The 17,386-nt window shown below is 67.5% G+C and carries 16 protein-coding genes; 9 read left to right on the top strand and 7 right to left on the bottom strand.

Going from position 1 to position 17,386, the window contains the following annotated elements:
• Nucleotides 1-55: 55 nt before the first annotated feature.
• Both L2D01_08400 and L2D01_08395 read left to right on the top strand, forming a co-directional pair.
• The gene (locus tag L2D01_08400; protein ID WBQ08921.1) at nucleotides 56-742 is read left to right on the top strand and encodes a TetR/AcrR family transcriptional regulator; all 687 of its coding nucleotides are present in this window, start codon (nucleotides 56-58) and stop codon (nucleotides 740-742) included.
• A 283-nt stretch (nucleotides 743-1,025) separates the two neighbouring features.
• Nucleotides 1,026-1,658, top strand: coding sequence for a trimeric intracellular cation channel family protein (locus L2D01_08395; GenBank protein ID WBQ08920.1), 633 nt, complete (start codon nucleotides 1,026-1,028; stop codon nucleotides 1,656-1,658).
• Here the strand turns inward: L2D01_08395 and L2D01_08390 are convergent.
• Complete coding sequence (locus L2D01_08390; GenBank protein WBQ08919.1) at nucleotides 1,655-4,297, bottom strand: M14 family metallopeptidase; 2,643 nt, start codon at nucleotides 4,295-4,297, stop codon at nucleotides 1,655-1,657. The two genes, L2D01_08395 and L2D01_08390, sit on opposite strands and share 4 nt — an antisense overlap.
• 111 nt (nucleotides 4,298-4,408) lie before the next feature.
• On the opposite strand from L2D01_08390, the gene typA reads away from it, so the two are divergent.
• Nucleotides 4,409-6,235 (top strand): translational GTPase TypA, encoded by a 1,827-nt coding sequence (gene typA / locus L2D01_08385; GenBank protein ID WBQ08918.1) that lies wholly within the window; start codon nucleotides 4,409-4,411, stop codon nucleotides 6,233-6,235.
• 62 nt (nucleotides 6,236-6,297) lie between these two features.
• Here the strand turns inward: typA and L2D01_08380 are convergent, their stop codons facing one another.
• A complete protein-coding gene (locus tag L2D01_08380; protein ID WBQ08917.1) occupies nucleotides 6,298-6,726 on the bottom strand; it encodes a hypothetical protein in 429 nt (142 codons plus the stop codon).
• Nucleotides 6,723-7,673, bottom strand: a complete 951-nt coding sequence (locus L2D01_08375; GenBank protein WBQ08916.1) for an isopenicillin N synthase family oxygenase — start codon at nucleotides 7,671-7,673, stop codon at nucleotides 6,723-6,725. Before L2D01_08375 ends, L2D01_08380 begins: the two co-directional genes overlap by 4 nt.
• A gap of 108 nt (nucleotides 7,674-7,781) precedes the next feature.
• Between L2D01_08375 and L2D01_08370 the strand changes: the two genes are divergently transcribed.
• The 3 genes from L2D01_08370 to L2D01_08360 all read left to right on the top strand — a co-directional run bounded on the left by L2D01_08370 (nucleotide 7,782) and on the right by L2D01_08360 (nucleotide 10,521).
• Nucleotides 7,782-8,504: a glutathione S-transferase N-terminal domain-containing protein gene (locus tag L2D01_08370; GenBank protein ID WBQ08915.1), complete on the top strand. Its 723-nt coding sequence runs from the start codon at nucleotides 7,782-7,784 to the stop codon at nucleotides 8,502-8,504.
• A 69-nt stretch (nucleotides 8,505-8,573) separates the two neighbouring features.
• Nucleotides 8,574-10,070, top strand: coding sequence for a hypothetical protein (locus tag L2D01_08365; protein ID WBQ08914.1), 1,497 nt, complete (start codon nucleotides 8,574-8,576; stop codon nucleotides 10,068-10,070).
• 178 nt (nucleotides 10,071-10,248) lie between these two features.
• On the top strand, nucleotides 10,249-10,521 hold the full coding sequence (locus L2D01_08360) for a hypothetical protein (protein ID WBQ08913.1): 273 nt from the start codon (nucleotides 10,249-10,251) through the stop codon (nucleotides 10,519-10,521).
• Nucleotides 10,522-10,554: 33 nt separating this feature from the next.
• On the opposite strand, the gene L2D01_08355 is transcribed toward L2D01_08360, so the two are convergent.
• Entirely contained in the window at nucleotides 10,555-11,286 is a 732-nt protein-coding gene (locus L2D01_08355) for a polysaccharide export protein (protein WBQ08912.1), read from the bottom strand.
• Between the two features lie 89 nt (nucleotides 11,287-11,375).
• On the opposite strand from L2D01_08355, the gene L2D01_08350 reads away from it, so the two are divergent.
• From L2D01_08350 to L2D01_08340, 3 genes are read left to right on the top strand one after another with little or no spacing between them, the layout of a single operon-like run.
• Nucleotides 11,376-12,887, top strand: coding sequence for a Wzz/FepE/Etk N-terminal domain-containing protein (locus L2D01_08350; protein ID WBQ08911.1), 1,512 nt, complete (start codon nucleotides 11,376-11,378; stop codon nucleotides 12,885-12,887).
• Nucleotides 12,888-12,929: 42 nt separating this feature from the next.
• Nucleotides 12,930-13,544 carry a hypothetical protein gene (locus tag L2D01_08345; GenBank protein ID WBQ08910.1) on the top strand — a complete coding sequence of 205 codons (615 nt, stop codon included), beginning with the start codon at nucleotides 12,930-12,932 and terminating at the stop codon, nucleotides 13,542-13,544.
• Nucleotides 13,541-14,800: an O-antigen ligase family protein gene (locus L2D01_08340; protein WBQ08909.1), complete on the top strand. Its 1,260-nt coding sequence runs from the start codon at nucleotides 13,541-13,543 to the stop codon at nucleotides 14,798-14,800. The genes L2D01_08345 and L2D01_08340 overlap by 4 nt, the downstream gene beginning before the upstream one ends.
• Here the strand turns inward: L2D01_08340 and L2D01_08335 are convergent.
• From L2D01_08335 to L2D01_08325, 3 genes are read right to left on the bottom strand one after another with little or no spacing between them, the layout of a single operon-like run.
• Nucleotides 14,791-15,705 carry a glycosyltransferase family 2 protein gene (locus L2D01_08335; protein ID WBQ08908.1) on the bottom strand — a complete coding sequence of 305 codons (915 nt, stop codon included), beginning with the start codon at nucleotides 15,703-15,705 and terminating at the stop codon, nucleotides 14,791-14,793. The two genes, L2D01_08340 and L2D01_08335, sit on opposite strands and share 10 nt — an antisense overlap.
• Nucleotides 15,702-16,475: a polysaccharide deacetylase family protein gene (locus tag L2D01_08330; GenBank protein ID WBQ08907.1), complete on the bottom strand. Its 774-nt coding sequence runs from the start codon at nucleotides 16,473-16,475 to the stop codon at nucleotides 15,702-15,704. The genes L2D01_08335 and L2D01_08330 overlap by 4 nt, the downstream gene beginning before the upstream one ends.
• A complete protein-coding gene (locus L2D01_08325) occupies nucleotides 16,472-17,386 on the bottom strand; it encodes a glycosyltransferase family 2 protein (GenBank protein ID WBQ08906.1) in 915 nt (304 codons plus the stop codon). Before L2D01_08325 ends, L2D01_08330 begins: the two co-directional genes overlap by 4 nt.

Genomic DNA, 17,386 nt, shown 5'->3' with positions numbered 1-17,386 from the left:
AGCGGCGCCGGCGGTCTGCCAGCGTATCCGTCCATTGGGTTGGGGATGGAGCGTCATGCAGCTAACGATCAATAACGAGGAGACGGTCTGGCCGCTGCGGCGGGCGCGAGAGCGCAGCGCAGCGCCGGCAGCCAATGAGACTGAGGACGCCAATGCCAGGGCGGCCGCGTTCAATCGGGTGCGTCAGGCTGTGCTGGCCCAATTCTCCCGCCATGCCTTTCACAAGGTCGGCATGCGCGATGTGGCGCGCGAGGCGCGGTGCGGAATCGCTGCGCTGTACCGGTTTGCCGAAACCAAGGACGATCTTCTGTCCCTGTGTCTCGTACCGGACTTCGAGGCGCGCGCCGAGCGGCTGAGGACGGCGTCGCGGCGCGAGGTGGGAACCCGGGCCAGGTTGCGCGCCTGCATTGGCGAACTGGTCCGGTTTGACCTTGACCGCCCGGATTTCGCCCGGATCGTCCGGCTCAATACGCCTGCCTGTCTCCTTCAAGACGCGGCTGAAAACGCCGGGGCTGGAGGCGTAATTGAAGACATTCTGACGCGCGGGGCCCGGGACGGCTCCGTGCGCACTGACCTTGAGCCGCCAGCGCTCGCCTCTTTGGTCTGCGCCCTTGCCGACGGCGCATTGGGGCGCTGGGCGAGGGCCGATCGCGACGCCGTCCCACTCCTTCGCGAGCGTTTGGGCCAGGAGCGTGCCGAACTGGTCTGGGCCGTGATCTGGCCCGCCGTCTCGTCGGCCTGATGCGGCCGGTCAGAACAGCGCGGCTCCTGTCGCTCCTGCGGAGGGGCTCGTGACCCATCACCGGATCAGCGCCGTCGTGGCGCGAGCCTTCAAAACCCTTGTCCCGACATTGATTTGCGCCGCCGCGTTGGCGGTCTTCTACAGCGGCTAGGGCGCGCCTTGCGCGCCGGCGGCCCGCGCCACTGGCGTCCGCGCGTGTTCACCGATACACCGGCTGTGAATTGTCGCAGGCTGGCCGGGCCACGCCCGCCCGAACCGGACGGTCGCGCAGCGGAGCGGAGCCATGAGCGTCGCGGTTGTTTTCTATATTCTGGATTTTGCCGGGATTTTCTTTTTTGCGGCGACCGGGGGCATTCTGTCGGCGCGCAAGCAGCTGGACCCGTTCGGCGCGGTGGTGATCGGTGCGGTCACCGGCATGGGCGGGGGCACGCTGCGCGATATCGTGCTGGGCAGCCTGCCCGTTTACTGGATCGAGGCGCCCGAATATCTCGCCATCGCCGCCGCGGGCGGCCTGATCGGCTATTACGGGTCGGAGATCGTGCGCGGCGAGGTGGGGGCGCGGCGCGTGGCGTTGATCTGGGCGGACGCCATCGGCCTGTCAGTGTTCTGCGTCATCGGCGCACAGGCGGGGCTGGCCGCCGGGGCGCACTGGTCCATCGCCATCCTGACCGGCGTGATGAGCGCCGCGTTTGGCGGGCTGTTGCGCGATGTGATCCTCAACGATGTTCCGCTGATCCTGCGCGCGGAGATTTACGCGCTGGCGGCGCTGTTCGGCGCAGCGCTCTATGTGCTCAGCGTCTCGCTCGGTCTGGGCGAGGGGGTCGCCGCCATCACGGGGGCGCTGGGCGCGTTCGTGATCAGGGGATGCGCCATCCGGTTCGGCTGGAGCATCCCCTCGATCGGCAAGCTGGATTAATTCAAATCGTCGTCATAGTCGCCGCGGCTCGCGTTCATCAGCGTTGAGAAGAAGATGGCGTTCAGAAGCAGGCGCTCCGTACCCGGATAGGTGCCCCTGAACACCGGATTGTCGGCGAACAGGATCACTGCGCCGCTGCCCCGGCGATACACGCTGACCGCCGGAGAACCACCGATCTCGTCGAGACGGCGCTGGGAGGCGTATCCGCTCATCAGCGGACGCTCGGCATATTGCACCGGCACGGCATAGGGATCGGACGGACGGGCCAGCGTGAAGGGGGTATTGCGGTTCACCGGCAGGCGGCGCGCAGAATAGCCCCAGCCCAGCGGGTGGGAGACATCCAGATCGGTCTCGAAAATCGCCCCGGCCAGAATGTGCTCGGCGTCACGCACCTGCATCTCGGAGAAGTTCAGGCGTTGCGGCGTGTCACCCGGCGTCTCTTCGGTGTCCGCCGCCTCGATCTCGAGCAGGCTGCGTTCAGTCCACTGGGCCGCCTGGCGCGTGGCGATCAGCGTGCCGCCGCCGCGCACCCAGCGGTTCACCGCGTCCCGGGTGGCGTCATCCAGGGACGCGTTGCCGCCGGGCAGGATGAGGTGGCTGTAGCGGCTCCAGTCCAGCGAGGAGAGCCGGCTTTTGGGGACAAGCAGCGCGCCCATCTGGTGCTGATGGTCGAGCGTCCACCAGATCTCGCCCGCATCATTCCAGGAAATGCCGTCATCAAATGCGATCACGACACTCGGGGCGGTGAGGGTGCGGAACACGTTCCATGCGCCCAGATCACGGCCAGTGTTGCGCGTCAGACCCGTGGACGCGGCGGCCACCGGCACGCCGTCCTCACGCGCAATGGTCTCCATGACCGCGTGGATTTGCGACGGGGTCATGTCTTGGCGCGCCAGCGGCACGAAGATGGACCCGCGCGCAAACTCGCGATCACCCTGGGCGGTCACCAGCGTGAACGGCTCGCTGGCCGCGCGGGCCATCAGCCCGGCCTCCAGCACCCGGTTCAGCGCCCGGGGCGCGAAGCTGTGCGACCAGTCGAACACATACCCATAGGGCGCGCGATCGGGGGCAGGGGCGCTCTGGAACGCGCCGTCCGCCGCCTCGCCCAGCGGCAGGGACTGGAACATCCCGCCGGGAAGGGGGTCATACTGAAGATTATAGGCCAAAGGCAGCGTCCAGCCGGAGACGTCGTAGAAGACATTCTCCTCAAACTCGGTGAAACGCTCGAAAATGCCGCGGATCAGGCGGTGCTGAAGCTGGCGCCCGGGCACGATGTAGGACTGGTCCGCAGGATATGTCCCGCTGCTCGCGCGCACGTCGCGGGCCGCGCGGTAGACCTCGATGCCATGGGTGCGCAACAGCCGTACGAAGCGGTTCGCCCGCTCGGGATCGCCCGGCGCGGTGAACACCCAGGCCTGTGCATTGGCGCTGGCGGCCTGGCGGGCATTCTCGGCGAAGAAGTCGCGCTGGAAGTCGATGAGCTCCTCGCGGATATCCAGCGCGCCCTGAATGGTGGTGAGCGCGGTTCGGAACTGGGTGCGCACATTGTCGGCATTGGTCACCAGGCCATGTTCGGACTCGATCTCACCGCCGCGCGCGGCGCCCGCCTCAAACAGAATGCCGAGCGAACCCGACAGTTGGGGGTAGGTGGAGCCCTTGCCGATATAGAAATTGTCGAAGACTTCCTGAGTGGCGTAGAGGCGCGCCTCGGAATCCATGAAGGCCGCGTGGCGCCGGGCGATTTCATAGGTCAGTTCACGCGCGCGCACCTGGATCAGCGGATTGCGCCGGGTCTCCGTGCCCGGATGGAAATAGTACGGCGAGTTGTGGCCCATCTCGTGATAGTCGGCCGTCACCATGGGCTTCCAGGCCTGCCAGGCGGTGGTGATCGCAACGGATTCCGGCTGGGTCAGCAACAGCCATTGGCGGTTCAGGTCAAAGCCATAATGGTTCACCCGCGCCAGACCCCACAGATTATGGATCTCGTGGGCCTCGTCGGTCACGCGCGCCTGGCTGGAGAAGCGCTCCACATGGTCGATGCGCCTTGCGTGACCGTCCGGGTTATGGGTCACGGCGGCGATAATAACGGTGTTCGCCAGCGTCTCATCCATCGCCTCGCCACGCGCGGCCGCGAAGTGATGCAGGAAGGGGATGGCGGCGTCCATGGCGGAGGTTTCGGCGCCGTGGACGCCGTAATTGATCCACACCACGATGGGCGCTGAGTCCGGTTCGCCCTCGCTGCGCAGGCGCGCCAGGTGCGCCTCGCGGATGTCATCGATGCGCGCGAGGTTTTCCGGGCTGGAGATGGTGAATTGCAGGATCGGCCGGCCCTGGTGGGAGCGTCCGATGGTCTCCACCGCGATCCGGTCCGAGGTTTCGGCGAGATAATTCACATAGGTCAGAAGATCGCCATAGCGCACGACCCGCTCGCCGATCTCATAGCCGGCATGGGCCTCGAACGTGGTGACCGTGGGGTCATACTCCACGCCCTCCACCTGGAAAAAGCTGGCGGGCTCGGCCAGGGCGGCGGGCGCAATGATGACAGGCAAAATCAGCGCCAGACTGGCGGCGCGCAGCGTCTTGAACATGGTGTCTCCCCGGATACGGTCGGCATGGGCGGGCGCCTGAGCGGCGCTCATGCCTGGAAATAAGAGCCTAGCGGATGCAATGCGCCGCCGCCAATGCTGGCGCTGCGGCCCGTGCGCCTGTATGACACGCGGCAAAAGGCCTCCCGCCAGAAGGATCTCCCCATGACCGCTCCGGTCGAGCGCATTCGTAATATCGCCATTGTGGCCCACGTGGACCACGGCAAGACCACCCTGGTCGACAAGCTCCTGCGTCAGTCCGGCACGTTCGCCGACCGCGCGGTCGAGGTCGAACGGGTCATGGATTCCAATGATCTGGAGAAAGAGCGCGGGATCACCATCCTGGCCAAGAACACGGCCGTGACCTGGCGCGACTATAATATCAATATCGTGGATACGCCCGGTCACGCCGATTTCGGCGGCGAGGTGGAGCGGGTGCTCTCCATGGTCGATTCGGTGCTGCTGCTGGTCGACGCTGTCGACGGACCCATGCCCCAGACCGCGTTTGTGACGCGCAAGGCGCTGGCGCTGGGCCTCAACCCCATCGTCGTGGTCAACAAGGTGGACCGTCCCGGCGCGCGCCCGGATTGGGTCGTGGACCAGACCTTTGATCTGTTCGACCGTCTGGGCGCCACGGACGAGCAGATGGATTTCCCGGTGGTCTACGCCTCGGCCCTGCAAGGCTGGGCGACGCTGGACGCGGACAAACCCGAGGCGGACCTGACCGCGCTGTTCCAGACCATTGTTGACCGCGTCAAAGCGCCGAACGTGGACCCCAATGGGCCCCTTCAGCTGCAGGTCTCGGCGCTGGACTATTCGTCTTATACCGGTGTCATCGGCATTGGCCGGATCACCCGCGGCCGCCTGACTCGCAACCAGAACGTCGTCGTGGCCGCCCCTGACGGCAAGACCCGCCGCGCCAAGGTGCTGCAGGTGTTCGGCTTTCACGGGCTGGAGCGCGTCGAGCGCGACCGCGCGAGCGCCGGCGACATCATCACCTTCAATGGCGTGGACCCGCTGGGCATCTCCGACACGCTGTGCGATCCCGAGCATGTCGAGGCGCTGCCGCCGCTGACTGTGGACGAGCCCACCATCTCGATGACCTTCCAGGTCAATGATTCGCCCTTCGCCGGCCGGGAAGGCAAGTTCGTCACCACGCGCCAGATCAAGGACCGGCTGGACCGCGAGCTGATCCACAACGTGGCCTTGCGCGTGACGCAGCAGGACAATGCCGACAAGTTCACCGTGTCCGGCCGCGGCGAATTGCACCTGTCGGTGCTGATCGAGACCATGCGCCGCGAGGGCTTCGAACTCGCCGTGGGCCGTCCGCAGGTGATCACCAAGGAGATCGACGGCAAGCTGTGCGAGCCGTATGAAAACCTGACCATCGACGTGGAGGAAATCCACCAGGGCGGCGTGATGGAGCGGCTTGGAACGCGTAAAGCCGACCTCAAGAACATGGTTCCCGACGGCAATGGCCGGGTGCGCCTGGAATACATGGCGCCCACGCGCGGCCTCATCGGCTTCCGGTCCGAATTCCTGACCCTGACCCAGGGCTCGGGCCTGATGTTCCACACCTTCGACCACTATGCGCCGCGCGCAGCGGGCGAGGTCGGCCAGCGCCCCAAGGGCGCGATCATCTCCATGGAATCGGGCAAGGCGCTGGCGTTCGCCCTGTGGAACATCCAGGAGCGCGGCAAGCTCTTCATCGGCCACGGCACCGAGGTCTATGAAGGCATGATCATCGGCATCAACGCCCGCGACGAAGACATGATCGTCAACCCGCTCAAGGGCAAGAAGCTCACCAATATGCGCGCTTCAGGTACGGACGAAGCGGTGGTGCTGGTCATGCCGATCCGGCTGACGCTGGAATATGCGCTGGAATTCATCAATGACGACGAGCTGGTCGAGGTGACCCCCCAGACCATCCGCGTACGCAAGAAGCTCCTGCTCGAGCACGAACGCAAGAAGGCTAGCCGCGCGAGCGCTTGAACGGACGTTTCAGGTCTGAACGCAATGAGGGCTGGCGCTTTGGGGCGCCAGCCCTTGTCGTGTCAGCCCCGCCCGTGGCGGCGCACATCCAGCGCGACCCAGGTGACGAGGAATCCGGCGATTGCGCCCGCTACCGGCAGCGTCAGGCGTTCTGCGCCTGTCCCCGGGATTGCCAGCGCCAGGCCGTAGCCGGTCACCGCACCCGCCGCGGCCCCCACGAGCGCGTCGCGGTGAAGCTCGCGCGCAAAAGCATCCTTGAACAGATCAAACACGCCCGCCTTGCGGGCATGCAGGGCCTGGCCCAGCAGGATGATCGCGCTGACGATCCACAGCGCCAGCCCGATCCCGGACAGGACAAACCCTGCGCCGGCAGGCAGACCCTGAAGCTGCCCCGCCAGCACCTCGCCGCCGCGCCAGCTCACCACCGCCCCGGCATTGATCAGTGCAAACAGACGCACCCGCGCCCGCAGCTGGCGGGCGAGATCCGTCATTTCAGGCCGATCTCGCGCAGCCGCTCGAGGAGATAGTCATGGGCTGTGATCGCGTCCGGATACCGGTCGGCGTTCTCCGGCGTGACGCAGCCGGGCAGGGTGCGGATCTCGAAATCGGGATTGAAGTGCAGGAAGAAGGGGGTGGAATAGCGCGGGAAGGCCATCCGCTCGTGGCTCGGATTGACCACGCGGTGGGTGGTGGACGGCAGGACGTGATTGGTCAGGCGCTGCAGCATGTCGCCGATATTGACCACCAGCGCGCCTTCGGGCGGCTGGATCGGCAGCCAGTCGCCTGAACGCGTCCGGGCCTGCAGGCCGGCCTCTTCGGCGCCCAGCAGCAGCGTGATCACATTGATGTCTTCATGCGCGCCGGCGCGCACGCCATCCGGCTCGCCCTCGATGGGCGGATAGTGCAGGAGGCGCAGAATGGAATTGCCTTCATTGACCGTGGGCGCGAACCAGTCATCGGGCAGGCCCAGATCGCGCGCGATGGCTTCCAGCAACACCCCGCCCATGGAGTCGAGCGCTTCGAACAGGGCTTTTGTGCTGGCGTCAAAGCGCGCGATTTCCGTCACCGGCACATTGGCGGGCATGAACCGCTCATAGCGGTGACCGGGCGGCAGGTCGCGTCCGCGATGCCAGAATTCCTTCAAATCCTTGCGCGCTTCGCCCTTGGCGTTCTCCATGGCGAAGGGCGTATAGCCGCGCTGGCCGCCGCCGCCGTCCTGGAAATACTGGCGCTTCGTCGCTTCCGGCAGGGCGAAAAACGCCTGGGTGTCGGCCACAGCGCGCTCGATCACGCCTGGATCCACCGGATGATCGCTGACCACGGCAAACCCGGTCTGGCGAAAGCTGCGCCCCAGCGCGGCGGCGAATCCGTCCGGGTCGCGCTTGGCGCTGGCGAAGGAGACGGGGCGGATGGTGTCTTCAAGGATGATATTGCTCATAGCCGCGCTTTTATCGCGCTCTCACGCGGGCGTGAAGCGGCTCATGCTTGACCGTGATGCCGCAGGCCCCGACATCTGGCGGCCCGTAGCAAGGAAAGGCAAAGCCCCATGACCGCCCCCATCGAGCTGCATTACTGGCCGACCCCCAATGGCTGGAAGATCACCATCGCGCTTGAGGAAATGGGGCTGCCCTATGAACTCAAACCGGTGAATATCGGCGCGGGCGAGCAGTTCCGGCCCGAATTTCTCGCCATCAGCCCCAATAACCGCATGCCCGCCATCATCGATCCCGACGGTCCGGACGGCGAGCCGGTTAGCGTGTTTGAAAGCGGCGCGATCCTGCAATATCTCGCCCGCAAGACCGGGCTGTTCTACGGCGACACGCCGCGCCAGCGCATCGAGGTGGATGAGTGGCTGTTCTGGCAAATGGGCGGTCTGGGTCCCATGGCCGGACAGGCTCATCATTTCCGCGGCTACGCGCCCAAGATCGAACCCGACCTCTCCAAGCTGGAATACGGCAAGACCCGTTACACCAATGAGGTGAACCGGCTCTATGGCGTGATGGACCGGCGCCTGGCCGAGCGCGACTATATGGCCGGGCCCTATTCCATCGCCGACATGGCGGCCTGGCCTTGGATATTGCCTGAAGGCCAGGGCCAGACCCTCGACGATTTTCCGCGTCTCAAGGCCTGGGTGGATCGCGTGGGCGAACGCCCCGCTGTCAAGGCGGGCCGTGCTGCGGGCAAGGAGATGCGCGTGTCGCTCGCCGATGACAGCGAGGAGATGAAGAAGGCGCGCGACGTCCTGTTCGGTCAGCGCGCGCGGACCTGATTGCCGCACCCGGTCCGGACCGGCTAAGGTCTGGGCGAGGGTGGATTGAAGCGGGGGCTTCATCTCGGCATGAACGCAAACGGCTACAGCTCGCGCTATGGCGCGCGCGACCCATGGCTCGCGCCGTGGCCGCGCACGGCGTTGTATCTGGCGTGGCGCGCGCTGATCGCGAGCGTGCGGCCGGTTCTGTTTCTGGCGCTGGCGGCGGCGTCAATCGCGCTGGCGGCCGCTGGACTGAGTGAGCGTCAAGCCGGGCCGCGAAGCGCCCCGCTCTCCGCCGCGTCCAATGCCGCCACGCACTCGGACGCCATCGATATCCGATTGAGAGCCGTGTTGCCGGCCGGCGCCCCGCCGCGCGCCATCTGGGAAGACGGGATCGCCAGGGCGCTGGACGCCGGCCCGTGGCGCACGCCGGACCTGGCGTTGGCTGAAAGTCTGGCGCTGGCGCTGCCGGTGATCGAGGGCGAGGACGCGCTGGCGTTCTCGATCCTGACCGAGACCCGCAGCGCCGCCCATGTCGAGGCCGAGCTGCGCGCGCGCCCTGTGTGGGTGCGTCAGCAGCAGATGAGATCCGCGCTCGACGCCCGGCTGGCGGACGGCGCAGCCCTCGACCCGCCCTATCTGATTTTCGCACGGCCGGAGCTGGCCCATCGATTGAGCCGCGCGCGCACCCTCTACGGCCCCGCCCGCGACGCCGCAGAGGCCTGGTTCGCCGCCCCGCGCGGCGCAGCGATTCACCTGCCGGCGCTGGCCGGTTGGCGTGGCGAAACCGCCGTCACCCTGTTTGGAGACGCCCGCGATCTGGCGATACACGGCTGTGGCTACGCAGTTCAGGCGGGCCGGCGTATCGCCGCGTGCGCCGCTGTCCAGGACGGCTTGCGTGACCCGGTCTTGACCGGGCTTTTGCTGCACGCCGCCGCCATGCCGGGCGAAGGCGGCGCGGGGCGCCGTCTGCTCGCCGCGGCCTATGCATCGGGTCATCTGGACCGCGGCCTGGCGCAGGCTCTGGCCTTGGGTCCGGACCCGGCGCTGGGGCGGGAAGCCCTGCTGGCCGCGCTGACGCCGTTGCTGGTGGAGGCGGCCTTGGTGGTCCGCGAACCCTGGCGGTATCAGGCGCTCGCCGAGGCTGCGGCGCAGGAGCACGCCCGGGCCGCCCGCATCGAGCCTGCTGACTATCAAAGCGTTGCTGACGCGCTGAACGCCGCGCGGCGTACTGACGGCGCCATGACCGCGATGCGCGTCGCCGGCTGGCTGCGAGCGCCACAGGACGGTGCATTGCTGGCGCGTGTTGCAGTGGCGCGGCCGGGACACCTGCTGGCGTTTGACGTGCTGGCCGGCGCGCAGATTCTGTCCGCCGTGAGCGAGCCGGCCACGGACCGGCGGGCGCCGCAGACGCCCCGGCGCGCCATTCTGGTCGTGCTGGCGCTGGGGCCGGGCGCTCTTGCGCTAGCGATGGTCGCGGCGGCCCTGAACGGGGCGTCGAAAGGCCGCCGGAACAGGCGTCCCGGTGCGCTCACCCGGCTTGACGCGGCGATGACCGTCTTAATTCTCGGCAGGAATTCCTAACGGATTTAAAGCGTTAAATCGCATTATTCCTGATTAGCCTTAACCCCGCGCTTACCGTCCGGGCGCATCATCCTGCTCGTACGACCGGCTCCGAAGAGGCTTGGCGTGCATGGTGGGATGACAGGCTGACACCGGACAACAAATCCGGGCCGCCTGTCCAGATGCAGGGAAGACGACGATGGCTTTTACCGATGTGGAAACCGCTCAGGCGCACGACGCGATCACGATGGATCCGACGGGCGAGGATCTGTGCAAGCTGGGCCTTCTGTACTCCACCGGCCAGTGCGGCGTGATCGACTATGTCGAAGCGCACAAATGGTTCAACCTGGCGGCCCTGATGGGCTCTCCGGCGGCCAAGCACTATCGCGCCGAGCTGGCGATGGAAATGGATACCGGCCAGATCGCCAACGCGCTCACCGCCGCCCGCGAATGGCTCGCCACGCGCCACTAGGGCGCGTTTGGCGGCCGGGCCGGGCACTGCGGCTCACTCGTTGAACAGCGAGTTGGTGAGCGCGAAGGCGAACGCACTGTCGATGGGCAGGATGTTGCGCACGTAGAGCTCGATGAAGTCATTGACTTCAGCGATGCCGCGACGGGGCGCGAACACGATGTCAAAGCGCGAGAGGGGGACCGCGTCCGCGGGCTCGCCACGCTGGGCGCGCGACAGATTGACCGTGCGCATCATCAGCCCGCCATTGGCGGCGCGGCGCAGCACGACGATCTCGCTGCGCCGGGCGCGGATGGTGAGGCCGCCGGCCAGAACCGTCGCCTCCAGCACGCCGATACGCTGGGAGGGCAGATCGAACAAGCCGGGACTGGCCACTTCCCCGCCCACAAGGATGCGCTGGGAGCCGAACGCGGCCGGGCGCACTTCCACAATGGGATCGCGCAAGGTGCGCACATAGCGCTGGGCGATCAGATTGGCCGCTTCAGGCGCTGTGGAGCCGGCGACCATGACCGCGCCGGCCAGCGGCAGATTGGCCCGTCCGTCCGGACCCACCAGATAATCGCCCGACAGCTCCTGCGCAGTGTGGATCGTCACCGTCACCGTGTCGCCGGGAAAGACGCGGTAGGGGGATGATCCCGATTCCCAGGGCTCGAACCGCGCGGGCTCGAACCCGCTGGCGTCCTGAGCCCGGCCCTGGCTGGCGCAGGCCGACAGCGTGAACAGGGCAAGCGCGCCGGCCAGGGCGCCGCGCCGCGATACGTCTGTCATCTCAGGGCCTCCGCTCAAATATGTGACGAAGCTTACGCTGGCGCGCTCCGGCTAAGGAAAAATTAAGCGCGTTGCAGCCACATGCGGGTATGGGCAGGAGCGCAAGCGATCATGACGGACGCGGCGGCGGGACAGGCGGTTCCCGGCGCGATCTGGATCTGTTTGATCTGATCGCGTTGCTCTGGGCGCAAAAAGTGCTGGCGATTGTCATCGCCCTCATCGTTTTTGTACCCATCGCGCTGTTTGCGGTGACTCAGTTGACCGCGAGTTATGAGGCTGTGTCGCGCCTGCTGGTCATCCAGGATGATAATGACCTGGCCCCCGGTGCGGCCGGTTCGGGCGGCGCCTTCACGCTTGACCAGGTCATGCAGTCGGAGGCCGAAATCCTCAATTCCGACGCCGTGCGCCGCCTCGCCATTGAACAGCGCAGCGGTTCGGTTGGGCCGGAGCAGCTTAAACTGCTGCGCGATGGTTTTTCAGTAAGCCGTTCGCCCAGCGCCAGTCTTCTGACCGCGACGTTCGAGCATTCTGATCCGGTGGTCGCCGCCAATACGCTGAACGCCATCATCGACGCCTATCTGGCCTACCGCATCGAAGTGCTGATCGGCGGCGTCGAAGGCGGGGTGGAGGAGCGGCTGGCGCGCGCAGAACGCGTCTCGGCGATGGCGGAAGCCGATCTGCGCCGCTTCCTTGAAGAGCATGGTATTTCCGACTTCGCCACCGAGCGGGCGGCCGTACTGGCGCGCCTGTCCGATCTGGAAGCCCGGCGCATGAGCGCGGAGGCGGAAGCGGCGCAGGCGAGGGCGTTGGCGGGCGCGCTGGCGAGCCGGATCGCGGGAATTTCCGACACGATTGAATTATATGTGGAAAACTCGGTCACGGGGCAGCTGCTGGACCTGCAGGTGCGCCGTGTTGATCTACGCCAGCGCTATCAGGACGACGCCCCGCCCGTGCAGGCTGTGGAGCGCGAAATCGAGGCGCTGGAGCGCTTCATCGCGGCCGGGGGCGCCAACGGGCAGGGCCAGCGCCGCACCGGCGTCAATCCGGTGTGGCAGGACCTGGAATCAGCCCGTCTGCAACAGGAAGCGTTCAGCGCGGGGCAAAGCCAGCTCGCCGCATCGCTGGCCCGCCAAATCACCCAGGCGCGCGCGGAAGCCGATAGGCTGCGGGCGCTGGGCCCTGAACATGACCGGCTGGTGCGCGCCGCCCAGGCCCGCGCCGAGGCTGCGGGGCGTTTGTCGGCTCAGGCCGCTGACGCCAGCGCGCGGCGCGCCTTGCCGCCGGGCGCGGCTGATTCGGTGCGCATCGTGGAGCGGGCGGAGCCTCCGTCCGAAGCGCGGTCGATGCGTAATATTGTTCTGGCCGCCGGGTTTATGCTTGCCGTCGCGGTCGGCGCTTTCGCCGGGTTGGTGCGCGGGTATCTCATCGAGGTGCGCGAGGTGCGTCCTGCGCCGCGCTCCCCCCAGCCGCCGCGCCGTGATCCGCCGCCTCAGCCGGCCCCGGCGGTCAACCGGCAGCCTGCTCCTGCGCCAGCGCCCGCTGCGCCGCGCCTGCCCGTGCTCGCACGCGTGTCGCGCCAGCCCGTGTCAGCGGCTCGTTAACCAGTTCGCCCCTACGGTTAACACTCTTCTTGAGGCGCGCGCATGACACTGGAACTGGAACTGGACGGGCTGGCCCGAACCCTTGTCTCGCGCGGTGCGCGCGGGGCGGCGGTGATGGTGGTTCCCGTCGCGCCCGGCGCCGGCGCGTCCTTCATCGCCCGCGCGCTGGCTCATCGTTGCGCCCGTCTCGCCGATGGGCAGGTCTGGCTCTACGATCTTGATTTCGCACGCAATCCCCAATCAGCTGGCGCCGCGTTCAGCGCCGACGGGTATGAAGGCAGCTTGCAGGGATCGCGCTTCTGGCGCTGTGATCCGGACGGCGCCGGGCGGCTGGCGCTGCGCCGTCCCGATGGCGAGCGGATCTTCATTTCCCGCTTTGAACGAGAACCGGGCTCGGTGCGCCGTGTCGTCTTTCGGTCTTCGCCGGACTACTGGGACAAGGCCCGCCGGGCGTGCCGTCTGGCGATACTCGATGCGCCGTCGGGCAGTCCCGCCGTCACCGCCATGGCGCGTGATCTGGAAGGGGTGGTGCTGGTCGGAGACGCCAGCAGCACAAGGCGGTCCCAGGCCGAGGCCCTCGCCAGCCGCGTCGAGGCGTCGGGCGGGCGGGTGCTGGGCGTGGTGGTCAACCGGGTGGATCTAAAGGCTGTTTCATGAGCGCGCTGGCGCAGGCCGCGCGGTGGCGCGAGGCTGCGCCGCGCCTGACCCTCTGGCCGGTTATCGAGGCTGGCCTGGCGCTAAGTGCTTTGCTGCTCTACTCAAATGCGCTTCTGGCGCCCTTGCTGGCGGACCCGGCGCGGCCGGATGATGCGGAGGCATTGCGGCTGGTCTGGCCGCCGGTCTATGCGCTGACGCTCATCCTTATCGCCCTGTCGCCGGGGGCGGTGTGGCGGGTGGCGATGCGGTCCTGGCCATTGATTCTACTCAGTGTTTTGACCATGGCGTCGGCGCTGTGGTCGATTGATCCGGAGGTGTCTGTCCGCCGCGGGCTGGGCGTGGTGATGACGCTGGCCTTCGGGTTGTGGCTGGCGGCGCGCTATGACTGGCGTGACCTTATCCGTTTGATTGCGCTGACGTTTTCGATCCTCGCGGTCGGCAGTCTGCTGGCCGGGGCGCTGGTTCCGGGGTTTGGCGTGATGCAGGAGGTGCATCCGGGCGCCTGGCGGGGATTGTGGTGGGAGAAGAACACGCTGGGCGCCATGATGGCTTGGGGCGCGCTGGCGTTTCTCGCGGCGGCTTTCTGCGCCAAAACCCAAGGCGAGCGCTGGATCTGGCTGGCGCTGATCCCGCTGGCGCTGGCGCTGGTGGTGCTGGCGACCTCGCGCACCGCCTTTATCGCCACAGGGATAGCAGTGGGGGGACCGCTGGCCATTGCGCTGGTCCGGCGCGGGTTCGGTTTTGCCTCGCTGGGGGTCATGGGACTGGTCTGTGGGGTCATCGCCGCTGGTTTTGTGGCCGTCATCGGTCCTGGCGTGGTGCTGGAGCTGCTGGGACGTGACGCCACCCTGACCGGACGCACCGATATCTGGATCGCGCTGGGCGACGCCATCGCCCAGCGTCCCTGGACCGGGTTCGGCTATGGCGCGTTCTGGGAGGTGGATGACGGTCCGGTGCACTGGGTGCGCCAGACCACGGCCTGGCCGGTGCCCACCGCCCACAATGCCTGGCTGGAGACGGCGCTGGCGCTGGGTATCCCCGGCACGCTGCTGGCGACCTGGGTGTATCTGGCGGGCTTGGGGCGCAGCGCCGGGCGGCTGCTGCGTGGCGTCGAGGCCTATTGGGCGCTGCCATTTCTGGCGGCCTGGGGGGTGATCAGCCTGTCAGAGAGCAATCTGTTGCAGCAGAACGGATTTGTCTGGCTGCTCTTGTCCATGACGCTCGCCAAGCTGGCGGCGGGCCGCGATCAGGGCTGACGGGCGGCTGCGCCGTAAAAGCGCGGCGCGGCAAAGTCGAAGAACACCATCTTGCCCGCGCCCTGCACCAGCCGGTCGAGGCAGGCGGCCGCCGGCGCGGGTCCTACGATCAGCGCCACGGGCAGGGCGAGGGTGAAGGTCACCGCCTGCGCTGCGCCCACGGCGATCCAGGCCGCCAGAGCGTCAAGGCGCCTTGATTTCAGGGCCGTCTGGCTGGGACCCTGACCATAGGCGAAGCTGCGCCGGGCGGCGTGGCCGAATGTGGCGCGCGACGCCTCAACATGCTCGATCACCTCGGCCTGCGGCGCCCAGGCAAAGCGCACGCCCTTGCTGGCCAGCGCCGTGAACAGGATATCGTCCTCGCCGCCCATCTCGTTGGCGGCGGCGTCGAACACCGGGGCGGGCAGGGTGCAGCGGTCCCGGTCGATCAGGCTGTTGCCGCAGCCATAGGGCTTTGCGATGAGCCCGGCGGCGTGACCCGGTGCGCGCGAATAAAGCCGAGTCAGCCAGGCGCAGAGCACCGGTCCGGCGTTGGAGGCCAAAGCATGTACCGGGCCGAAGGTCACGCCGGCATCCGTGGCGGCATGCGCCGCTTCAAGGGCGCTCAGCCAGTGCGGCGGCGCGCTTTCATCATCATCGAGCTGGGCTATGCGCGGCGCGCTGGTGGCGGCGAACCCGGCATTGCGGGCGTTGGAGACGCCAGGCTGAGGCGCATGCACATAAATGAGCGGGCAGGGCGCGTCCGCCTGCAGGGCCGCGACGCGGTCCCGCGCCGATCCGGCCGGGTCGTTGTCAGACACAATGATCTCGTCAGGCGTGCGCGTCTGAGTGAAGACGCTGCGCAGGGCGCGCTCCAGACTGTCCGGGCGGCGAAATGTCGGGATGAGGACGGCAAGCTGCGTCATGCCTTCGTCTCGACATGATCGAGCGCGCGCGCCACCGGGCGCACGTCCAGTCCCTCGCAGGCCTGGCACACCGTTTCGAGGAAGCGCGGCGAGCAGCCCCATTCGCTGGGGCTGTTGCGCACATCATGGCCGTAGAAGATCAGCCAGCCCGGCTGCGCGCGCACATCGGCGATGGCGCGCAGGGCGCGGGCGAGGCCAAACTCGCCGCCATCCAGTGGCACGGCTTTCAACAAACCGCGATCCACCCGCCCGCGATTGACGCCAGGCCGCACGCCGCGCAGGGCGCGGTACACGCCCAGCAGACCGCGCTTGGCCGCTGGCGTCGCTTCGCCATAGGGAAAGGCGAAAGTTTCAAACGGTCTCGTGTTCTTGAGGCGCGCATGGGTATCGCGATTGCGCGCGCATTCGGCCAGCGCGCCGGTGGCGCTCAGGCGCGAGAGATCGGGATGGGCATAGGTGTGGCAGGCGATCTCATGCCCGCGCGCCGCCAGATCGGAGAGCTGGTCAAAATCATACATCTCGCCCAGATGGGTCACCCCGCCCGCGAACCCGCCAGCCGCGTAATAGGTGGCGCGCCAGCCCGAGGCTTCGAGGATATCGGCGCCGGCTTCACCCGCCGAACGCGGAAAGTCATCAAAGCTGAAACTGATCAGCGGCTTGTCCAGCGAGACGGTGAGGGGCGACACGCCCAGAAGCCGGGCGGACAGGCGGCGCAGCTTGCCCTCAAGACCGCCAGCAGGCGTGTATGGCGCGATGGCGGTCATGGTCATGGCAGATCCCCGGCGGCGGCTGCGGCGCGAAACAGTTTGAGCCCGAGCGCGCGCGCCCGCACGGGCAGGATTCCAAACCGTGCAATCATCGCGCCAACGGCACGCGCAGGCGCGGCCAGACGCCAGCGCTTGAGCGTCAGAGCCAGACGCGCACCGGGGCGGCTCGCGTAGTCCGGATGCCTCGCCAGCAGGCGCGCAAAGTTCGGTCCCGCAGCGCCGAATTTGGCTAGCAGGCGCTCTACCGGCTCCAGTCCGCCATGCCCGGCCGGGTTGTCGGCATGGGCGACGCGCCCGGCTTCAGCGGCGCGCAGCGCCCAGTCCACATCCTCCCAGCCCCAGCCTGAATAGGTTTCGTCGAAAGGGACTTGCGCGAAAAACCTGCGGCGCACGGCGAGGTTCGACGAGCACACCGCCACGGCGCCGATTTCATTGCGCTCCACCGCGCTGCGCACGTCCGAGGCATGGGCCAGCGCCGCATGCACGGCTTCGGCGGGGCTGGCGGGCGCACATGGCTCATAGCCGCCGAACACGGCGTCTGCGCCGGTCTGGGTGAGAATGTCGATCCAGCGCGGCAGGAAGCGCGAAGCCGGGCGCATGTCGGCGTCGAGAAACAGCAGCCAGTCTCCGCGCGCCATGCCGCCCAGGCGATTGCGCGCGGCAGAGCGTCCCAGATTGATCTGCGCCGTGATCAGGCGCGCCGGGATCGGCGTATAGAGCACGGCGGCGCGCAGGGCTTCGGACAGGTCCGCATCGGGCGCGCCGTCTTCATAGATGATCACTTCCACTTCATCAGAGGCGTCGCCGGCCAGCGCCGCCAGCAGCGGGCGCGGATCGTCACGATAGGTTGGGACCAGCACGGACAGGATCGGGGTTGTCGTGCGCCGTGCGGCCTCATTGACGGTTTCCCTCAT

This window comes from Hyphomonadaceae bacterium ML37, assembly GCA_027627685.1.
Lineage (GTDB): Bacteria > Pseudomonadota > Alphaproteobacteria > Caulobacterales > Maricaulaceae > Oceanicaulis.
Note: the sequence above shows the minus strand (reverse complement) of the source record. Positions and strands in the feature narration are given on the sequence as shown.